Consider the following 17,641-nt stretch of genomic DNA (forward strand, 5'->3'; position numbering starts at 1 on the left):
GTTGCGCGAGTCGTCACTGCGCTGGGCCGGACGCCGAAGCAAGCCGTGCCGTGGCACGTTCCCCCACCGCACGGCGCACGTCCTCGAGGGCCGCGCGAATGGTGTCGCCGTACGCACCGTCGGGCAGCGCCGACGTGTGCCGCTCGGCCTCTTCGACGTACCCGGCCGCCGCGCGGAAAGCGCCCAGCCGCCGCAAGTTGTCGGCCAGGTTGAGGTACAGGCTCGGATAGAAGCCGGCGACGCGCAGGCTCGCGTGGTGTTGACTGGCACGCTGATCGGTCAGTGCGTCGGCGGCATCGAGCGCACGCACATCCCACATGAGCGACTCGGCGGGGTCGTCACAAAGGTCGGCCAGGTATGCGCCAGCGTGCAGCGGTGGAACGGATCCCCCGTCACGCCGATCCGCGCCCAGAGCCGCAGCAGTTCTCGGCGGGCAAGATCGACGTGACCGTCCTGCCCGGCGGATACGGCAGACACGATGGCGTTCATCGTCGGATCGGGTGTGTCGGTCGGAGTGGCGGTCATGGGCGAGTCTCCTCGGTCGGCTCGGACCGGTGGGAGATGCGGCCACCGGCTCCCCGGCATCGTCAGGCTTCAACCGACTCGAAGGTCAACCGCTTCATACGGCCCCGTTGTGTCTCCTCGTCCTCTCCGACGTCCGGAACCCGCAACACAGGCTCCCGAAAGCGCAACACGCGCTCCCAGGGCCGCAACACGGGCCCCTGGAGCCGCAACACGCGACCCCGGGAACGCAACACGCGGCCCCCGAAGCGCAACACGGGCCGGCGTTATACCGGGGTGATGGGGAGACGGAGGGCGCCCGGGGCCTCGGCGGGGACCGCGGGGCGGCGCGGGGCGACCGGGTCGATGCGGCGGTACGGCTCGTCCTGCGACGGGCGCGGGTCCGGCTCCCCCGCGTTCGGCCAGAACGAGAACGCCCGCTCCGCCTGCGCCGTGATCGTCAGCGACGGGTTCACGCCGAGGTTCGCCGTGATCGCGGTGCCGTCCACGATGTGCAGGTTCGGATAGCCGAACACGCGATGGTACGGGTCGATGACGCCCTCGTCCGGGTTCGTGCCGATCGGTGCGCCGCCGATGAAGTGTGCGGTCAGCGGGATGTCGAAGATCTCGCCCCACGTACCGCCCGCGACGCCGTCGATGTGTTCCGCGGTGCGCTCCGTGGCCTCGTGACCGGCCGGGATGAACGTGGGGTTCGGCTCGCCGTGGCCCTGCTTCGAGGTGAACCTGCGCCGTCCGAACGGGCCGCGCTTGGTGAACGTCGTGATGGAGTTGTCGAGGCTCTGCATGACGAGCAGGATCACGGTCCGCTCGCTCCACCTGTAGCCGTTGAGCATCTTCAAGCACTTCACCGGGTGCTTGATCATGTACTTGGCCAGCTGCTTCCACCGCGGCTCCGCGAGGCTGCCGTCGGTGGCGATCGTCTGCAGCAGGCTCATCGCGTTGCTGCCCTTGCCGTAGCGCACGGGCTCGATGTGCGTGTTCTCGTCGGGGTGGATCGACGAGGTGATCGCCACGCCCCTGCTGTAGTCGTTCTCGGGGTCGACCGACGTGCGCGCGGCGCCGAGGATCGCCTCGGAGTTGGTGCGCGTCAGCTCGCCGAGCCGCGTGGACAGCCGCGGCAACGTGCCGTTGTCGCGCATCGCGTGCAACAGCTTCTGCGTGCCCCACGTGCCGGCCGCCATGACGACGTGACCCGCCGTGACGGTCGTGGTGAAGCGCTTCGACGTCGTGCCCGTCTTGCGCAGGTCGACCTCGAAACCCCCTCCTCCGCCGGCTACACCGTCGTCGGCGCGGGTGCCCCCATTTCCTCGCGGCCGCACGGCCGTCACCGTCGTCATCGGCACGACGTGTGCCCCGCCCTGTTCGGCCAGGTAGAGGTAGTTCTTGACCAGCGTGTTCTTCGCTCCGACGCGGCATCCGGTCATACAGGAGCCGCATTCGGTGCAGCCCGTGCGGTCCGGCCCCGCTCCCCCGAAGAACGGGTCGGCGACCTGCTTGCCCGGCTCGCCGAAGTACACGCCCACCGGCGTGGCGTGATAGCTGTCGGCGACGCCCATGTCGGCGGCGACCTTGCGCATCACCTCGTCCGACGGCGTGACCGTCGGGTTGAGGTTCACCCCGAGCATGCGGCTGGCCTGGTCGTAGTACGGCGCGAGCTCGCTCTCCCAGTCGGTGATGTGCGCCCACTGCGGATCGCGGTAGAACGGCGACAACGGCCGGTACAGGGTGTTCGCGTACACCAGCGATCCGCCGCCGACGCCCGAGCCGGCGAGGATCATGCAGTCCCGCAGCAGGTGCACCCGCTGGATGCCGTAGCACCCCAGCTGCGGCGCCCACAGGTACTTGCGCAGATCCCACGACGTCTGGGCGAACTCCTCGTCGGTGAACCGCCTGCCCGCCTCGACGACGCCGACGCGGTAGCCCTTCTCCGTCAGCCGCAACGCCGCAACGCTGCCACCGAAGCCGGAGCCGACGACGAGGACGTCGTAGTCGAAGTTCGTGCCATCCCCACTGATGGTGTTACGCGAAGTCACACCAAAACTGTAACCAGCGGGACGGTTTCTGACCAGAGGTAAGTTACCGACGGGTCAATCACGCAGCGTGCCGGAACGCGACGATCAGTGGCGCACCGTGAGGCCGACGCGCTGGAACTCCTTGAGGTCGGAGTAGCCCGTCTTCGCCAGCGCGCGCCGCAGCGCACCGAACAGGTTGACCGTGCCGCTCGGGTCCTGGGCGGGACCGTGCAGGAGCGTGCGCAGGTCCACCGAGTCGACCGGACCGCCGTCCCCGGCCACCCGCGCCACGCGCGAACGCGGCAGCGACGGGTGCGCAGCAGCCGACGTCCAGTACAGCCCGCGACCCGGCGCCTCGGCAGCGGCCGCCAGCGGAGCACCGAGCATCACGGCGTCGGCACCGCACGCCACGGCCTTCGCGATGTCACCGGAGTGCCGCACCCCACCGTCGGCCAGCACGTGGACGTAGCGGCCGCCCGTCTCGTCGAGGTAGTCCCGGCGCGCGGCCGCGGCGTCGATCAACGCGGTCGCCATCGGAACCCCGATGCCCAGCACCTGGTCGGTGGTCGTCACGCCGGGGCTGTAGCCGTGCCCGACGATCACGCCCGCCGCACCGGTGCGCATGAGATGCATGGCGGTGCGGTAGTCGCTCACGCCACCGGCGATGACCGGGACGTCGAGGTCGGCGATGAAGTCCTTGAGGTTCAGCGGCTCGGTGTCGCTGTCCGCGCCGTCGCCGCCGTCCGCGTCACCGGTGCCCACGTGCTCCGCGGACACGATCGTGCCCTGCACGATGAGGATCTCCACGCCCGCGGACAGCAGGTGCGGGGTCAGCTCGGCGGCGTGCTGCGGGCTCACGCGCGCGGCCACGGTGGTCCCCGAGTCACGGACCGTCCGCACCGCCTCGGTGAGCAGGTCGGGACGCACCGGCGCCGAGTGCAGCTCCTGGAGCCTGCGCACCACCTCGGACGGCGCGGCACCCTCCTTTGCCGCCTCGGCGACCTTGGCGAGCGCGCTCTCGGCGTCGGCGTGCCTGGCCCACAGGCCCTCGGCGTTCAGCGCGCCGAGGCCGCCGAGCTTGCCGATCTCGACGGCGGTGTGCGGCGAGACGACGGCGTCCGAAGGGTGCGTCACCAGCGGCAGGTCGAACCGGTAGGCGTCGATCTGCCAGGCCGTGGACACCACCTTCGACGACCGCGTCCTGCGCGACGGCACGATGTCGATGTCGTCGAAGTCGTACGACCGCCGCGCGGTCCGTCCCATGCCGATCTCGACCAGATCCCGCACGTGTCAGTCCTCTCCAGCGCCCGCTGCTCGAGCGCCTCGTTCCCCGTGGCTTCACGTCCCGCCGCGACCGCGGCGGCGTGTCACCGGCTCGTGTAGTTCGGCGACTCGACCGTCATGGTGACGTCGTGCGGGTGGCTCTCCTTCAGCCCGGCCGCGGTGATCCGCACCAGCTGTGCGCGCTGCAACTCCGGAATCGTCTGGGCACCGGCGTACCCCATTCCGGACCGCAGCCCACCGACCAGCTGGTGGACGACGTTCGCGAGCGGCCCGCGGAACGGGATCCTGCCCTCGATGCCCTCCGGAACCAGCTTGTCCTCGGACAGCACGTCGTCCTGGGCGTAGCGGTCCTTCGAGTACGACCGGGACCCGCCGCGCGAGCTCATCGCGCCGAGCGAGCCCATGCCGCGGTAGGTCTTGAACTGCTTGCCGCCGACGAGCACGACCTCGCCCGGCGCCTCGGCGGTGCCCGCGAGCAGGCTGCCGAGCATCACGCTCGAGGCGCCCGCCGCGATGGCCTTGGAGATGTCACCCGAGTACTGGATGCCACCGTCGCCGATCACCGGAACACCCGCGGGCCTGCAGGCCTTGTTCGCCTCGTGGATGGCGGAGATCTGCGGCATGCCGACGCCCGCGACGACCCGCGTGGTGCAGATCGAGCCCGGGCCGACACCGACCTTCACGCCGTCCGCGCCCGCGTCGACGAGCGCCTGCGCGCCCGCACGGGTGGCGACGTTGCCGCCGACGACGTCCACCGCGTCGCCGAGCTCCTTCTTCAACAGCGCCACCGTGTCGACCACGCCCCTCGAGTGGCCGTGCGCGGTGTCCACCACGAGCACGTCGACGCCCGCGTCGGCCAGCGCCATCGCCCGCTGGTGGCCGTCGGAACCGACGCCCACGGCGGCGCCGACGATGAGCCGTCCGTCGGCGTCCTTGCTCGCGTCCGGGTACTGCTCGGTCTTGACGAAGTCCTTGACGGTGATCAGACCGCGCAGCTTGCCCGCGCCGTCGACGATCGGCAGCTTCTCGATCTTGTGCTTGCGCAGGAGCCCGAGCGCGGCCTCCGCGGTGACGCCGACCTGGGCGGTCACCAGCGGCGCGGGCGTCATGACCTCGCGGACCTGCTTGGAGTGGTCGAGCTCGAAGCGCATGTCGCGGTTGGTGATGATGCCCACCAGCTGCCCGGAGGCGTCGGTCACCGGCACGCCGGAGATGCGGAACCGGGCGCACAGGGCGTCGACCTCGGCGATCGTGTCGTCGGGCGAGCAGGTCACGGGGTCGGTGACCATGCCGGCCTCGGAACGCTTGACGATCTCCACCGCCTGCGCCTGCTCGTCGATCGGCAGGTTGCGCTGCAGCACGCCCATGCCGCCCTGCCTGGCCATGGCGATGGCCATGCGTGCCTCGGTGACCGTGTCCATCGCGGCCGACAGCAGCGGGATGCGCAGTCGCACGTTGCGCGTCACGTTGGTACCGGTGTCGACCGCACTCGGCACGATGTCGGACTCCGCAGGCAGCAGCAGCACGTCGTCGAAGGTCAGTCCGAGCAGCGCGAACTTGTCCGCCTGCACGGCGTGATCGTCGGCGCCGTCCGGGCGGACGGCGGTGGTGTCGGAGTCGGTGACTTCGCTCGACATAGTGGCGGCGGACCTTCCTCACGCGGGGAGTGCGACACGGCTGAATGCCTCGTAACCGATGGTATCTGGACGCACCCGGGTCCCTTCCCGGTACCGTGCAGCCCGTGCCGCACGACGTGTTGCCCCCAGACCCATTCGCCGACGACCCCGACGACCCGGCCAAGGAGATCGCCGACCGCGAGGAACCCGCAGGTGAGCCGATCTCCGACGAGGAGCGTTCCGAGCTGCTCGCCGACCTCGCGGATCTGGCCGTCTACCAGGCGCTCCTCGAACCTCGCGGGGTGCGCGGGATCGTCGTGGACTGCGGCGAGTGCGACCTTCCCCACTACCACGACTGGCACCTGCTGCGGGCAAGTCTCGAGCAGCTGCTGGCCGATGGTCGGATGCGCCCGCACGAGCCCGCGTTCGATCCGGACCCGGCCGACTACGTGACGTGGGACTACTGCCGCGGCTTCGCCGACGGCATCACAGCCACGGAAAACGCCTACTGACCTGCTGACGGGCAGTCCGGTCCGGCAGCGCCCGAGTTGTCTGCCCGCGCCTGTTCGCGTGTAGCGAACAGGCGATGCGCTGCGCACCGGCTCTCAGTGCGTACCGGCTCTCACCGCGCGGACGAGCTCAGTGCGTCAACGAACCCAGCGCGCCAACCAGCTCAGTGCGCCAATGACGAAAGCCCCACGGCGACCTGTAAACCAGGCCTCCGTGGGGCTTTTCGCGTGTTCGTCGTGGACCGGCGGTCAGTTGCTGCTGCCCGACAGGGCGGGCGACTCACCCGAACCGCTGCTGCCGGAGGAGCTGCCGCTCTCGCCGGTGGGATGCGTCGACGGGTCCGGCTCCTCGGGCCACGTCGGGGTGTCCGTCGGAGTGTCGTCCGGCTCGGTCGTCGTCGGGTCCGACGGGTCCGTGGTCGTCGGGTCGGACGGGTCGGGCCCGGGCTGCGGCCGCGAGTCGGTCGGCGACGACGAGTCCGGCGAGGACGAGTCCGGCGACGTGGGCTTCGACGTGGAGCTGTCGCTCTCCGACGACGTCGCGGGGGGCGGGTTGTTCTCGGGACGGTCCTCGAGCTGTGCCATGAGCTGCATGTGCCTGGCCTTCAGCTGCGCGGCCTCCTCCGAGCTCACGTTCTTCAGGTCGTGCTCGGCCTTCGACAGCGCCGACCGGGCCTCCTCGTACCGGTCGGAGGCCATCGCGAGCCGCGCCTCGTCCATGGACGAACGCACCGACGCCGCGGCCTCGACGGACCGCGCGTGGTCGGCGTAGAGCACCTTGCTCAGGCCCCAGAGCGTGTCGCCGGGCTGGGCGTCCCTCGCGGCGAGGGAGGTTCCGGTGAAGCCGATCGCCAGCACCGCGGCGGCCGCGGCGACGGGCACCATGAACCGGCGCTTGTGCCCACGGCCCGCGTGCTTCCTGGCCAGCGAGGCGGTCTTGATCTCGGTGACCGCCGTGTCGAGGTCGACCAGCTCGGGAATCCGCTCGGTGTCGATGTCGCGGCGCCACGCCAGCAGCACCGCGTTGAGCTCGTCGTCACCCAGCTCGTCGGCGGTCCGCGGGTCGGGCCCGCCGAGCGCGTCGAGCAGCGCGTCGTCGGCCTGCACCACCGTCAGGTCGACCGCGTCCGCGTCCTGCTCGGCACCGTCGACTCCGGCTGCACCGTCGGCGTCCTGCGACGTCGCGTCCGTGCCCTCGGAGCCGTGCGCGGTGTGATCCGACGAGTGCGAGCCGTTGCGCGCGGCCTCGATCGCCGCGGTCAGGTCGGTGACCTCCGCGCCGCCCGTGTTGTCGGTGCTGTCCTGGCCCTCGACCGCGTCGACGTCCCGTTCCGGCTCGTCGGCCGGACCGTGGGGACCGGTGTGTTCCGTCACTCAGACCACCTCCTCTGCGGCCAGCACCTTGCGCAGCCGCGCGAGAGCACGGTGCTGAGCGACCCGGACCGCGCCGGGGGTCGACCCCACGGCCTCTGCGGTCTCCTCCGCGGAGAGTCCGACGACCACACGCAACACCACGATCTCGCGTTGTTTCTCCGGCAGGACCTGCAGCAGCTTCGTCATGCGCTCGTTCAGCTCGCCCTGGATGGCGAACTGTTCGGGCCCGACGTCGCGCTCCATCTCGTCCGGCACCTCGGCGACCGGCTCCGCCCTGTTCCTGGCGGCCGCGCGGTGTGCGTCGGCCACCTTGTGGGCGGCGATGCCGTAGACGAACGCCAGGAACGGTCGTCCCTGGTCGCGGTAGGAGGGCAATGCGGTCAGCACCGCGAGACACACCTCCTGAGCCACGTCGTCTGCCGAAGCGTACGAACGCTCCTGCCTGCCAACTCGGGCGCGGCAGTACCGCACCACAAGGGGACGGATCGAAGCGAGCAGCCGCTCGACCGCTTGCTGATCTCCCTCAACAGCGGCGGCGACCGACTCGTCCAGTCCATCCCCCACAGTGGCCATCGCAGACAACGATCCCGGTGTTACGTCTCGGTGTGCATGAAAAGCGGCGTGCGGGCCTGAGCGTCCCTCACGCCGGTGATGCGACCACAGTACCTGGCCGCTCCCTGTGTTCCGCGTGAGTTCCGAGCGCTCGCAGTGCGCGCGTGACGCGCCCCACGCCGTTCGCGGTGACCTTCCGATCGGCACCGCGGCGTGGGCGCAGTTCACAGTACAACGGGGCGCGGCATGCAGGCATGCCGCGCCCCGCTTTGAGTGCAGTTGTGAGTGCAGTTGTGAGTGCAGTTGTCCGCGCGGTTGTCGGTGCACGTGTCGGCCTGCCGCGCCGGCGGCCGACGGATTCGCGAACGTCCCGGACTGCGGGTGTTGCTGTGAGCTGTCCTACTCGTCGGCGTGGGCCGCGGGGACCCAGCGGGCCCCGAGCGGCTCAAGCTACGAGCGAGTCAGGCCACAAGCGGCTCAGGCGACAAGACCGCGGCGGAAACCGTGGGCCACGGCCTGCGCGCGGTCGCGCACACCGAGCTTGCGGAACAGCCGGCGCGCGTGGGTCTTCACCGTGTCCTCGGACAGGTACAGCTCGCGGCCGATCTGCCCGTTGCTCTTGCCCTGCGCCATGCCGCGCAGCACCTGCAGTTCGCGCTCGGTGAGCTGCACGCCGGGGTCGGCGGGCTGCCGCTGCGCGGGCACGGAGGTGCTGGCCAGGGTGTGGGCGAGCGCGGCGACCAGCTCGGGGCGCGAGGCGTCCCAGCGCAGGTAGCCGCGAGCACCGCCGGCGATCGCCGCGGCGATGCTGCCCGCGTCGTCGGGCGCACCGAAGACGATCACGTTCGCCTGGGGGTTCGCGGAGACGAGACGACGGGTCGCCTCGACACCGGTGGGCACCGCGCGCTGCGTACCGACGAGCACGACGTCGACCGGCTGCCGCGAGTAGCGAGCCAGCAACTCGTCACCGTGCGCTACACAGTCGATGCGACTGACGCCGGGCACAGCGGACATCACACGGGTGAGCCCTTCGCGGACACTGCGTCGATCGTCGCAGATCAAGACCGTTGTCACGGGGGTTCCTTCCTGCAGCCGGGTGACGTACTACCCCCACTATCGGACGCTTTAGGCCGGACCTTGACACGATCTGGTGGCTTTTTTGAAATTTCTCTGACCCGTCTGCCGGAGCGGCCGGTTCACGACTCAGATCGGCATCCACGGCGAGGACACCGCGAGTCTGCGTGCCTCGGGATCAGCGCTCCGTAACAGAGCGTGTACCTCACGCGTGGCGCGCGCACGGTGCTGCGCGCCACGGCCTCCCTGGGCGAGGTCGGCCGCGAGCAGCAGGGCCGGCCACGACAGCGAGCGCAATCCCCTCGTCTCGATCACCTCGAGGGCCGAGTCGACGAGCTCACCCGCCCGCACCCGATCCTGGCCGCCTCCTCGCGCGGCGAGTGCGGCGGCCAGGACCAGTTCGGACTTCGCACGATGCCGGGGCACACGCGGCCCGAGAGCCCCGGGATCCGCGGGCCCGTTGAGATCCGCGGTGCCGGCGGGAGCTGCGGGATCTGTGGGATCTGCGGCAGCTGCGGGAGCTGCCGCATGGGCAGGAACGGCGGGGTCGGCAGGCTCGGCGAGTACCGCCAGTGCGGCCTCGGCCCGCCCGACGGCGGTCTGCGGGTCGCCGCCTGCCAACGCGGCCTCCGCGCCCACCCAGCCCGCGCGCACGCGCGATCGCCACGACAGCACGGCCGGCTCCACACCGGCAGCGCACTCAGTGCCGGCCCGGTCGCCACTCCTGTCACTGGCCCCGGTATCGCCACTTCCGCCGCGGCTGCCGGTGCCGCTCAGGACTCGGGCGACGAGACCGCCGGCCAGATCGGGACGTCCGGTGCCGAGCCGGTCGGCGGCGAGACCGAGAAGGGCGTCCGCCCACGCGCCTGCCGCGTCGACCCCGTCGGCGTCCTGCGCCATCGGCCCCGCCGGCCCGGGCTCGGGCCGATCCGGCGACGCGGTGATGCGCGCCAGCGCGAGGCCGTCGAGGCGCAGGGCCGCGGCGTGCCCTCCGAGCTGCCTGCGGTGCGAGGCGAGCGTGCTCGCGGCCAGCGACGACAACACGGCCCCACCAGAACCGGCACCAGCACCGGCCCCGTGGATCAACGGCTGCAGCAACGTGGCCGCCGCCGCGTAGTGCCCCCGAGCTCCCAGAGCGACCGCCGCAAGCCAACACTCACGGTCCGTACGGGCCGCCGCGACGATCCGGTGACGCGATCGGGTCTCCGGATGGGGGACGTCACCGAACGCCAACTGGCGCAAACGGTTCTCCACTGTCACGGTCACCACGGGAGCATCCTGCCCTTCGGGCGAGGCGTCGCCGTATCCGGCGACACGAAGGCCACTCTGTGTCGCCTATCACACCGCCGGGGGATGCCTAAAGAATGAATCGGGGCAGATCCCTTGAACAACTTTTCCCACACTCCTAACGTGCACCTCGTTGCACCAAATGGAGTAGCAGTAGCACCTCCGGTTCGCGTGGGACCGGAATGTGAACAAGGGGGCACCCGATGGCCGATATTCGCCGGCTTCCCGGTCCGAATGCCGATATCTGGGATTGGCAGCTCGAGGGGTCCTGCAGAGGGATGGACAGTGCCTCGTTCTTCCATCCCGACGGCGAGCGGGGCCCCGCCAGGGCTCGCAGGGAGGCCAGGGCAAAGGCGGTATGCCGGTCCTGCCCGGTGCTGGAGCTGTGCCGCGAGCACGCCCTGGCGGTCCACGAGCCCTACGGAGTCTGGGGCGGACTGTCGGAAAGCGAGCGGGAACAGCTCATCCACAACGAGCGAAGGTCTCTCACGTTGACAATGTGAAACCATTTCCGAGGGGGAAGAAGAAAGGGGCGCCGGGGAGGCGCCCCTTTCTTTTCGCTCAAGCATCTTCCCCGCGAAACGCTTCCACGGGAACCGTCCGCGCTCCGACGTTTTCCGACTGCACGGAAAGCGCCTTTCGGTAACCGGCCGCGGCGGCGCCGACAGCAACGGGGCGGCACTCCGGTGTGGAGTGCCGCCCCGTGTGCGGTGTCGACGAGAGACGTCAGTGCGCGTGGCCGTGGCCGTGGCCCGCGTCCTCGTCCTCCTCCTCGGGCTTGTCCACCACGGAGCTCTCCGTGGTGAGCACGAGACGGGTGATCGAGGCGGCGTTGGCGACGGCGGAACGCGTCACCTTCACCGGGTCGACCACGCCGGCCGCGAGCAGGTCGGTGATCTCACCGGTCGCGGCGTTGAGGCCCTGGCCCCACTCCTGCTCCTTGACCCTGGACACGAGCACCGCGGCCTCCTGGCCTGCGTTGCTGGCGATCCAGTACAGCGGAGCGGTCAGCGCCTCGCGGACGATCTTGACGCCCGTGGCCTCGTCGCCGGTGAGGCCGAGGTCGCCCTCGAGCTCCTTCGACGCGTGGGCCAGTGCGGAGCCACCGCCGGGCACGATGCCCTCCTCGACGGCCGCCTTGGTCGAAGCCACGGCGTCCTCGATGCGGTGCTTACGCTCGCCCAGCTCGGTCTCCGTGGCCGCACCGACCTTGATGACCGCGACGCCGCCTCCGAGCTTCGCGAGCCGCTCCTGGAGCTTCTCGCGGTCCCAGTCGGAGTCGGTGGTCTCGATCTCCTTGCGGATCTGGGCGATCCGCGCGTCGATGTCGCCCTTGGTGCCGGCGCCGTCGACGATCGTCGTCGCGTCCTTGGTGACCTCGATACGCCGGGCCTGACCCAGCACCTCGACGCCGACCTCGGACAGCTTCAGGCCGACCTCGCTCGAGACGACCGTGCCGCCCGTCACGACCGCCAGGTCGTCCAGGAACGCCTTACGGCGGTCACCGAAGAACGGCGCCTTGACGGCCACCGCGCTGATCGTCTTGCGCAGCGAGTTGACCACGAGGGTGGACAGTGCCTCGCCCTCGACGTCCTCCGCGATGATCAGCAGCGGCTTCTTGGCCTCGGCGACCTTCTCCAGCAGCGGGAGCAGGTCGTTGATCGAGGAGATCTTCTCCCGGTGCAGCAGCACGTAGGCGTTCTCGAGGATCGCCCGCTGCTCCTCCGGGTTGGTCGCGAAGTGCGCCGACAGGAAGCCCTTGTCGAACTGCACACCCTCGGTGATGTCGAGCTCGGTGGCCATCGTGGAGGACTCCTCCACGGTGATCACGCCGTCCTCACCGATCTTCTCGACGGCCTCGCCGAGCAGGGCGCCGATGTTGGCGTCCCGCGACGTGACCGTGCCGACCTGGGCGATGTTGTCGCGGCCCTTGACCGGGGTCGCCTTGTTCTTGAGGAACTCGACGACGTGGTCGGCGGCCTTCTCGATGCCCGCGCCCAGCGCGGCCGGGCTGGCGCCGGCCGCCACGTTGCGCAGGCCGACCTTGACCAGCGACTGCGCCAGCACGGTGGCGGTCGTCGTGCCGTCACCGGCGACGTCGTTGGTCTTGGTGGCGACACTCTTGGCGAGCTGCGCACCGAGGTTCTCGAACGGCTCGTCGAGCTCGACGTCACGGGCCACCGTGACACCGTCGAGGGTCACGGTCGGGCCACCGAACTGCTTGTCCAGGACGACGTGACGGCCACTCGGGCCGAGCGTCACCTTGACGGCGTTGGCCAGCTTGTCGACCCCGCGCTCGAGCGCGCGGCGAGCGTCCTCGTTGAAGTTGATCTGCTTAGGCATTGAGGAACCTCTCTCCAGGCACGCGAAACGCCCCGACCCCCGGCTTCATGCGGGGCCCGGGGCGTTGCGCATACGCGGGTCGTCTCAGTTGACGACGGCCAGCACGTCGCGGGCGGACAGGATCAGGTACTCCTCGCCGTTGTACGTGACCTCGGTGCCGCCGTACTTGGAGTAGATGACGACGTCGCCCTCGTTCACGTCCACGGGGACGCGGTTGCCCTTGTCGTCGACACGGCCCGGGCCGACGGCCAGAACCTTGCCCTCCTGGGGCTTTTCCTTAGCGGTGTCGGGGATGACGAGACCGGAAGCCGTCGTCTCCTCGGCCTCGCTCCTCTGGACAACGATCTTGTCCTCGAGCGGTTTGATGTTCACGCTCACCGGGTTGACCTCCACGGGTCGAGAGAAAGCGTTGGCAGGTACCTATTGGGTACGGCGCCTACCACCCCGCCGTCGCGGGTGCCGGGGCGTGTTGGGTGCCGTGTGATTAGCACTCTAGCTATGGGAGTGCTAGCCGCGCAAGGAGGGGTATCGGGCCTGGTCATCGCACTGCGCACGGAACCAGCCGCGCGGGCCGTGCGTTGGCGGGCATGAGGACCGAGCGAGCCTGGAAGGCCGCCGAACGGTACGACTTCCGTATCGCCGAGGCGGGCGACGGCGCCCGGATCGCCTACGTGCGTCCCGCGCCGTCGAACGACACCCCGGTCGTGCTGTTGCCGGGAGGGCCGGGACTGGCGTCGGTGTTCGTCTACGACCGGTTGCGGAAGCTCGCGGTCTCGCGTGGGCTCGACGTGCTGATGATGGAGCACCGCGGCATCGGACTGTCGCGTATGCACCGCGACGACCGGGAGCTCACGGTGCCGGAGGTGACGGTCGAGGCGGCGGCCGACGACCTCGCCGTGGTGCTCGACCGAGAGGGCATCGATCGGGCCGTCGTCTACGGCACGTCCTACGGCTCGTACCTGGCGCAGCTGTTCGGGGTGCGGCATCCCGGCCGGGTCGCGGGGATGGTGCTCGACTCGCCGGTGCTGTCGGCGGCCGACCGGTTCACGGTCCGCGACCACCGGCGAGAACTGCTGCTGCACGGCCGAGGCCGCCTGCCCACGCTGGTCCGCGCGGTCCTGGCGGCCGGGCCCGGGACCGACGGGGCGGACAGGGCCGAGGGGGCGGACGAGCCCGGCCGGGCCGATGACGTCGACAGCGTCGATGACGTGGGAAACGTCGTGCAGGTCGTGCACGAGTTCGCCGGACCCGAGACGCTCGAACGCCTCCTCGAGGCCCACCTTCACCGGCGGGCACGGCGCACATGGCGGTGGCTGGCCTCGCTCGGCGCAGGCGAACGCGAGGGCAGGAACCGACCGTTCGTCGCCGAATTCGACCTGGTGGCAGGCATCACGCACGGCACACTCGGCTTCGGTGCCGCCCCGGACGGGCTTCCGCTCGATCCGCAGAAGGCGTTCGCCGCGGCCGCCGCGCACCCGGACGCTCCGCCGTTCCGCGGCGATCCGGTCGACCTGCCCGCAGCGTTGCCGACGTTCGGGTGGCCCACGGCGGTCGTGTCGGGTGGCCGCGATCTGCGCACTCCCCGGCCGATCGCCGACCGCGCGGTGTCACTGCTGCCCCACGCCACACTCGTCGACCTACCCGGCGTTGGGCACAGCGCGATGGACACCCACCAGCTCGCCGCGCTCCACGTCGCCCACCACGTCCGGCTCGGCGATCTCGACGGCCTGGCCCGGCGTTCGCGGCGCATCGAGGCCCTGCCCCGCAGGGGCCCGTCGGGCATACTCGGCCCGGCGATTCGCACCGCCGTCCGCCTCGCCCACTGACCGCGGCCATCCCCCGCCTGTGCTCGCCTTCGCCAGGTGTCGGGGCCGGCGGTGTCGGTGAGGATCGTGTCGCAGGCCGCGCTGATGCGGCCCTGCAGGTCGGGCGGCGCAGGTCGGGGCGGCGCAGGTCGGGGCGGCGCACCACCCGTACCTCGTTCGTGGGCACCGGAGCGAAGGGAACATTCGTCGCGTTCAATGCGCCCGAGGGCCCCATGGGTGCGTTGAACGCGACTATGGGGCCCTCGGGAGCCCTCAGACGAGGACGGTGTCGACGGGCAGACCCGGGTTGGCGGACAGGTCGAGCGCGCTCGGCTTGTGGCCGGCCGCCACGACGTGCGCACCAAGCGCGGCGATCATCGCACCGTTGTCCGTGCACAGCCGGGGTCGCGGGATGCGCAGCTCGATGCCCGCCTCGGCGCACCGCTCCTGCGCCAACGCCGACAGCCGCGAGTTCGCCGCCACCCCGCCGGACACGACGAGGGTGCCGATGCCTGCCTCGGTCGCGGCCCGCACGGCCTTGGCGGTCAGCACGTCGGCGACGGCCTCCTGGAACGACGCGGCCACATCGGCGACCGGCACCTGTTCGCCACGTGCCTGCGCGCCTTCGACCCAGCGGGCGACGGCGGTCTTCAACCCGGAGAACGAGAAGTCGAACTTGGCATCGCGCGGACCGGTCATGCCGCGGGGGAAGGCGATGGCGGCGGGATCGCCCTCCCGTGCCGCCTTGTCGATGGGCGGTCCGCCGGGGTACGGCAGGTCCAGCAGCCGGGCGACCTTGTCGTAGGCCTCCCCCGCCGCGTCGTCCACAGTGGAACCGATCTCGGTGATGGCGCCCGCGATGTCGTCGACCCGCAACAGCTGCGTGTGCCCGCCGGACACGAGCAGCGCCAGACACGGCGTCGGCAACGGCCCGTGCTGCAGCGTGTCGACCGCGATGTGGCCCGCCAGGTGATTGACGCCGTACAACGGGACGTCCAGCGCAGCGGCGTAGGCCTTCGCCGCCGACACCCCGACCAGCAGCGCGCCCGCGAGGCCAGGACCCGCCGTCACGGCGACGGCGTCCACATCGGACATCGACAGTCCCGCCGCGTCGAACGCGCGCCGGGTCGTCGGCACCATCGCCTCGAGGTGCGCGCGGCTGGCGATCTCGGGCACCACGCCGCCGAAGCGCGCGTGCTGGTCGACGCTGGAGGCGACCTCGTCGGCCAGCAGCTCCACCGTTCCGTCCTCGTGGGAGGCGACCAGGCCGACGCCGGTCTCGTCGCACGAGCTCTCGATGCCCATGATGATCTTCGGCATCAGTGGATGTCCTCCTGTGACCGGGTGGCCGCCGCGGGGCGGCTCATCGTGTAGGCGTCGGCGCCGGAGGGCTGGTAGTAGCCCCTGCGGACACCGAGACGTTCGAAACCGTGGGCCGCGTACATGGCCAGCGCGGGCTCGTTGTCGACCCGCACCTCGAGGAACACCGGAGCGGCGAGCTCGTCGGCCTTGGCCAGTACGGCACGCAGCAGCGCCTTGCCGATCCCGCGCCCCTGGTGCTGCGGCAGCACGCCGATGGTGTGCAGGCTCGTCTCGTGGTCGCCACGCTTGCCCATGATCGCCAGACCCGCGTAGCCGAGCACCTCCTCACCCTCGACGGCCACGAGGTAGTAGCCGCCGAGGTCGAGTTCGCTGTGGAAGGCGGCGGGCGGCCACGGGCTCTCGTCGGCGAACAGGACCTGCTCGATCGCCGCGCACGCGCGCACGTGCCGCCGCCGCATCGGCTCAAGACGGACGGTCTCGGGCAGGCCGTCGACGGACGTCACGTGGTCACCCGTTTCCTCGCCGACGGCTCGGCCGCGTCGGGCCTGCGCAGGTAGAGCGGTGTGAGCGGGCCCGGTTCCGCGTCGGCGCGGATCGCCTCCGCCGCGACGGTGACGAGCCCCAGCGGGGTGGGTTGTTCGTGGTCGAGGAGCGTGGCTCCGGGCGACTCGGGCACGTCGGCGCGCGGGCCGACGTGCGGACCGTCGAGCCGCCGACCCCACTCGGAGTCCGCGGTCCCCGCGTCGTAGGTCGCCCAGTACACCTCGCGGCGGCGGGCGTCGGTGACGACGACGAGCGGTCCCGCGGCGGACGAGCCCGCCGCGATCGCGTCGAGCGTGCAGACGGGAAAGGCGGGCACGCCGAGGCTGTGTGCCAGCGCGGCGCCGGTGACGAGGCCCGCGCGCAGCCCGGTGTACGGGCCGGGGCCCGTGCCGACGACGACGGCCGCGACGTCGGCCAGGCTCGCCCCCGCCTCGCCGACGGCGTCGAGGACGTGCGGGGTCAGCAGCTCTCCGTGAGCCCGCGCGTCGACGGTCACGCGCGCGGCCACCTGCTCGGGCGCCTCCGCCGCGGACTCCGGCAACCGGACGAGCCCGGCGGTGACCGCGGGGGTGGCGGTGTCAAGGGCGAGAATCAACACCCTTCGAGCCTACGACGGCCCGCAGGCGCAACTCACCAGCCCGCTTCGGAGTCGCCGTCGGTCTCGTCCTCCGGGTTCCAGCTGAGCAACCGCACCTTGGCGACCGTGCGCAGATGCCTGCGCATCGCGGCGGCGGCGCGCTTGCCGTCGCGGAGGCTGATCGCGTCGAAGATGGCGATGTGCTGCGTGAGCGACCGGGCGGGGCGGCCCGGCTGGCGGAGCGATTCGTTGCGGCTCTCGGTGATCTGGTCGGCGATCGAGGACATGAACTCGGCGAGCAACACGCTGTGGGCGGCCTCGGTGACGGCGGCGTGGAACCGCCGGTCGCCCTCGACGCCGTGTTCCCCCTCCGCGACCTCCTGCCGCATGTGGTCGAGCGCGGCCTCGATGGCGTCGAGGTCGCTGGTGGTCCTGCGTTCGGCGGCGAGCTCGGCGAGCTTCGTCTCGATCGCCTCGCGGGCGTCGAGCACGTCCGGCAGACGCTTGCGCCGTTCGACGAGGTTCTCGACGGGTTCGGCGTCGAGCGTGTCGGCGACGAGGTACGTGCCGCCTCCGTGGCGCGCCTCGACGAGGCCCTGCACCTGCAGGACGACGATCGCCTGTTTGATCGACGTCCTGCTCACGCCGAGCCGCTGGGCCAGTTCCCGTTCGGCGGGGAGTTTGTCGCCGGCACCGAGGCCGGCGTCCGCGACGTACTCCCGCAGCCGGTCGATCACCTGCTCGTACAGCCGAGGACGGGCCATCGGCCGCAAAGCGTCACCCACGGTCGACCCTTCCCCTCACGCTGACCTGCACTCCT

At 71.0% G+C, this 17,641-nt stretch carries 18 protein-coding genes; 3 read left to right on the forward strand and 15 right to left on the reverse strand.

The window, feature by feature from the left end; translation table 11 throughout:
• Positions 1–13: 13 nt before the first annotated feature.
• The 5 genes from IF64_RS28145 to guaB all read right to left on the reverse strand — a co-directional run bounded on the left by IF64_RS28145 (position 14) and on the right by guaB (position 5,455).
• Positions 14–319 carry a hypothetical protein gene (locus IF64_RS28145; protein ID WP_342779954.1) on the reverse strand — a complete coding sequence of 102 codons (306 nt, stop codon included), beginning with the start codon at positions 317–319 and terminating at the stop codon, positions 14–16.
• Positions 280–525 (reverse strand): hypothetical protein, encoded by a 246-nt coding sequence (locus IF64_RS28150; protein WP_342779953.1) that lies wholly within the window; start codon positions 523–525, stop codon positions 280–282. The genes IF64_RS28145 and IF64_RS28150 overlap by 40 nt, the downstream gene beginning before the upstream one ends.
• A gap of 263 nt (positions 526–788) precedes the next feature.
• On the reverse strand, positions 789–2,555 hold the full coding sequence (locus tag IF64_RS0115435) for a GMC family oxidoreductase (protein ID WP_051757890.1): 1,767 nt from the start codon (positions 2,553–2,555) through the stop codon (positions 789–791).
• Positions 2,556–2,639: 84 nt separating this feature from the next.
• Positions 2,640–3,821, reverse strand: coding sequence for a GuaB3 family IMP dehydrogenase-related protein (locus tag IF64_RS0115440; RefSeq protein ID WP_030532819.1), 1,182 nt, complete (start codon positions 3,819–3,821; stop codon positions 2,640–2,642).
• An 80-nt stretch (positions 3,822–3,901) separates the two neighbouring features.
• Positions 3,902–5,455: an IMP dehydrogenase gene (gene guaB, locus IF64_RS0115445; RefSeq protein ID WP_048808768.1), complete on the reverse strand. Its 1,554-nt coding sequence runs from the start codon at positions 5,453–5,455 to the stop codon at positions 3,902–3,904.
• 104 nt (positions 5,456–5,559) lie between these two features.
• Here guaB and IF64_RS0115450 point away from each other — a divergent pair, with 104 nt between their 5' ends.
• Positions 5,560–5,946, forward strand: coding sequence for a DUF5319 domain-containing protein (locus IF64_RS0115450; protein WP_051757891.1), 387 nt, complete (start codon positions 5,560–5,562; stop codon positions 5,944–5,946).
• A 246-nt stretch (positions 5,947–6,192) separates the two neighbouring features.
• Here IF64_RS0115450 and IF64_RS0115455 read toward each other — a convergent pair whose 3' ends face one another.
• The 4 genes from IF64_RS0115455 to IF64_RS0115470 form a co-directional block, all read right to left on the reverse strand.
• A complete protein-coding gene (locus IF64_RS0115455; protein WP_048808766.1) occupies positions 6,193–7,317 on the reverse strand; it encodes an anti-sigma-D factor RsdA in 1,125 nt (374 codons plus the stop codon).
• Positions 7,318–7,890, reverse strand: a complete 573-nt coding sequence (locus IF64_RS0115460; RefSeq protein ID WP_030532823.1) for a sigma-70 family RNA polymerase sigma factor — start codon at positions 7,888–7,890, stop codon at positions 7,318–7,320.
• A 456-nt stretch (positions 7,891–8,346) separates the two neighbouring features.
• Positions 8,347–8,943, reverse strand: coding sequence for a response regulator transcription factor (locus tag IF64_RS0115465; protein ID WP_030532824.1), 597 nt, complete (start codon positions 8,941–8,943; stop codon positions 8,347–8,349).
• A gap of 129 nt (positions 8,944–9,072) precedes the next feature.
• Positions 9,073–10,212 carry a hypothetical protein gene (locus IF64_RS0115470; protein ID WP_051757892.1) on the reverse strand — a complete coding sequence of 380 codons (1,140 nt, stop codon included), beginning with the start codon at positions 10,210–10,212 and terminating at the stop codon, positions 9,073–9,075.
• A gap of 221 nt (positions 10,213–10,433) precedes the next feature.
• Between IF64_RS0115470 and IF64_RS0115475 the strand changes: the two genes are divergently transcribed.
• Complete coding sequence (locus IF64_RS0115475) at positions 10,434–10,733, forward strand: WhiB family transcriptional regulator (protein WP_030532826.1); 300 nt, start codon at positions 10,434–10,436, stop codon at positions 10,731–10,733.
• 223 nt (positions 10,734–10,956) lie between these two features.
• On the opposite strand, the gene groL is transcribed toward IF64_RS0115475, so the two are convergent.
• A complete protein-coding gene (gene groL / locus IF64_RS0115480) occupies positions 10,957–12,573 on the reverse strand; it encodes a chaperonin GroEL (RefSeq protein WP_030532827.1) in 1,617 nt (538 codons plus the stop codon).
• Between the two features lie 84 nt (positions 12,574–12,657).
• Complete coding sequence (groES, locus tag IF64_RS0115485; RefSeq protein WP_030532828.1) at positions 12,658–12,951, reverse strand: co-chaperone GroES; 294 nt, start codon at positions 12,949–12,951, stop codon at positions 12,658–12,660.
• Between the two features lie 209 nt (positions 12,952–13,160).
• Between groES and IF64_RS0115490 the strand changes: the two genes are divergently transcribed.
• Positions 13,161–14,399: an alpha/beta fold hydrolase gene (locus tag IF64_RS0115490; protein WP_030532829.1), complete on the forward strand. Its 1,239-nt coding sequence runs from the start codon at positions 13,161–13,163 to the stop codon at positions 14,397–14,399.
• A gap of 252 nt (positions 14,400–14,651) precedes the next feature.
• Here the strand turns inward: IF64_RS0115490 and tsaD are convergent, their stop codons facing one another.
• Genes tsaD through IF64_RS0115510 form a run of 4 tightly spaced genes read right to left on the reverse strand, consistent with a single transcriptional unit; the run spans position 14,652 to position 17,606 of the window.
• The gene (gene tsaD / locus IF64_RS0115495; protein ID WP_030532830.1) at positions 14,652–15,698 is read right to left on the reverse strand and encodes a tRNA (adenosine(37)-N6)-threonylcarbamoyltransferase complex transferase subunit TsaD; all 1,047 of its coding nucleotides are present in this window, start codon (positions 15,696–15,698) and stop codon (positions 14,652–14,654) included.
• Positions 15,698–16,159 (reverse strand): ribosomal protein S18-alanine N-acetyltransferase, encoded by a 462-nt coding sequence (gene rimI / locus IF64_RS0115500; RefSeq protein ID WP_030532831.1) that lies wholly within the window; start codon positions 16,157–16,159, stop codon positions 15,698–15,700. The genes tsaD and rimI overlap by 1 nt, the downstream gene beginning before the upstream one ends.
• 41 nt (positions 16,160–16,200) lie before the next feature.
• Positions 16,201–16,842, reverse strand: a complete 642-nt coding sequence (tsaB, locus tag IF64_RS0115505) for a tRNA (adenosine(37)-N6)-threonylcarbamoyltransferase complex dimerization subunit type 1 TsaB (RefSeq protein ID WP_030532832.1) — start codon at positions 16,840–16,842, stop codon at positions 16,201–16,203.
• Positions 16,843–16,874: 32 nt separating this feature from the next.
• Positions 16,875–17,606, reverse strand: a complete 732-nt coding sequence (locus tag IF64_RS0115510; protein WP_030532833.1) for a FadR/GntR family transcriptional regulator — start codon at positions 17,604–17,606, stop codon at positions 16,875–16,877.
• Between the last annotated feature and the right edge of the window lie 35 nt (positions 17,607–17,641).

The organism is Prauserella rugosa (assembly GCF_000719975.1).
In the GTDB taxonomy this organism is placed as follows: domain Bacteria; phylum Actinomycetota; class Actinomycetes; order Mycobacteriales; family Pseudonocardiaceae; genus Prauserella; species Prauserella rugosa.

Bases quoted from the DNA above. Each gene is read 5' to 3' on its own strand.
- IF64_RS28145 (WP_342779954.1), bottom strand. From the start codon at position 319: ATGTGGGATGTGCGTGCGCTCGATGCCGCCGACGCACTGACCGATCAG.
- IF64_RS28150 (WP_342779953.1), bottom strand. From the start codon at position 525: ATGACCGCCACTCCGACCGACACACCCGATCCGACGATGAACGCCATC.
- guaB (WP_048808768.1), bottom strand. From the start codon at position 5,455: ATGTCGAGCGAAGTCACCGACTCCGACACCACCGCCGTCCGCCCGGAC.
- IF64_RS0115460 (WP_030532823.1), bottom strand. From the start codon at position 7,890: ATGGCCACTGTGGGGGATGGACTGGACGAGTCGGTCGCCGCCGCTGTT.
- IF64_RS0115475 (WP_030532826.1), top strand. From the start codon at position 10,434: ATGGCCGATATTCGCCGGCTTCCCGGTCCGAATGCCGATATCTGGGAT.
- groL (WP_030532827.1), bottom strand. From the start codon at position 12,573: ATGCCTAAGCAGATCAACTTCAACGAGGACGCTCGCCGCGCGCTCGAG.
- IF64_RS0115490 (WP_030532829.1), top strand. From the start codon at position 13,161: ATGAGGACCGAGCGAGCCTGGAAGGCCGCCGAACGGTACGACTTCCGT.
- tsaD (WP_030532830.1), bottom strand. From the start codon at position 15,698: ATGCCGAAGATCATCATGGGCATCGAGAGCTCGTGCGACGAGACCGGC.
- rimI (WP_030532831.1), bottom strand. From the start codon at position 16,159: ATGCGGCGGCGGCACGTGCGCGCGTGCGCGGCGATCGAGCAGGTCCTG.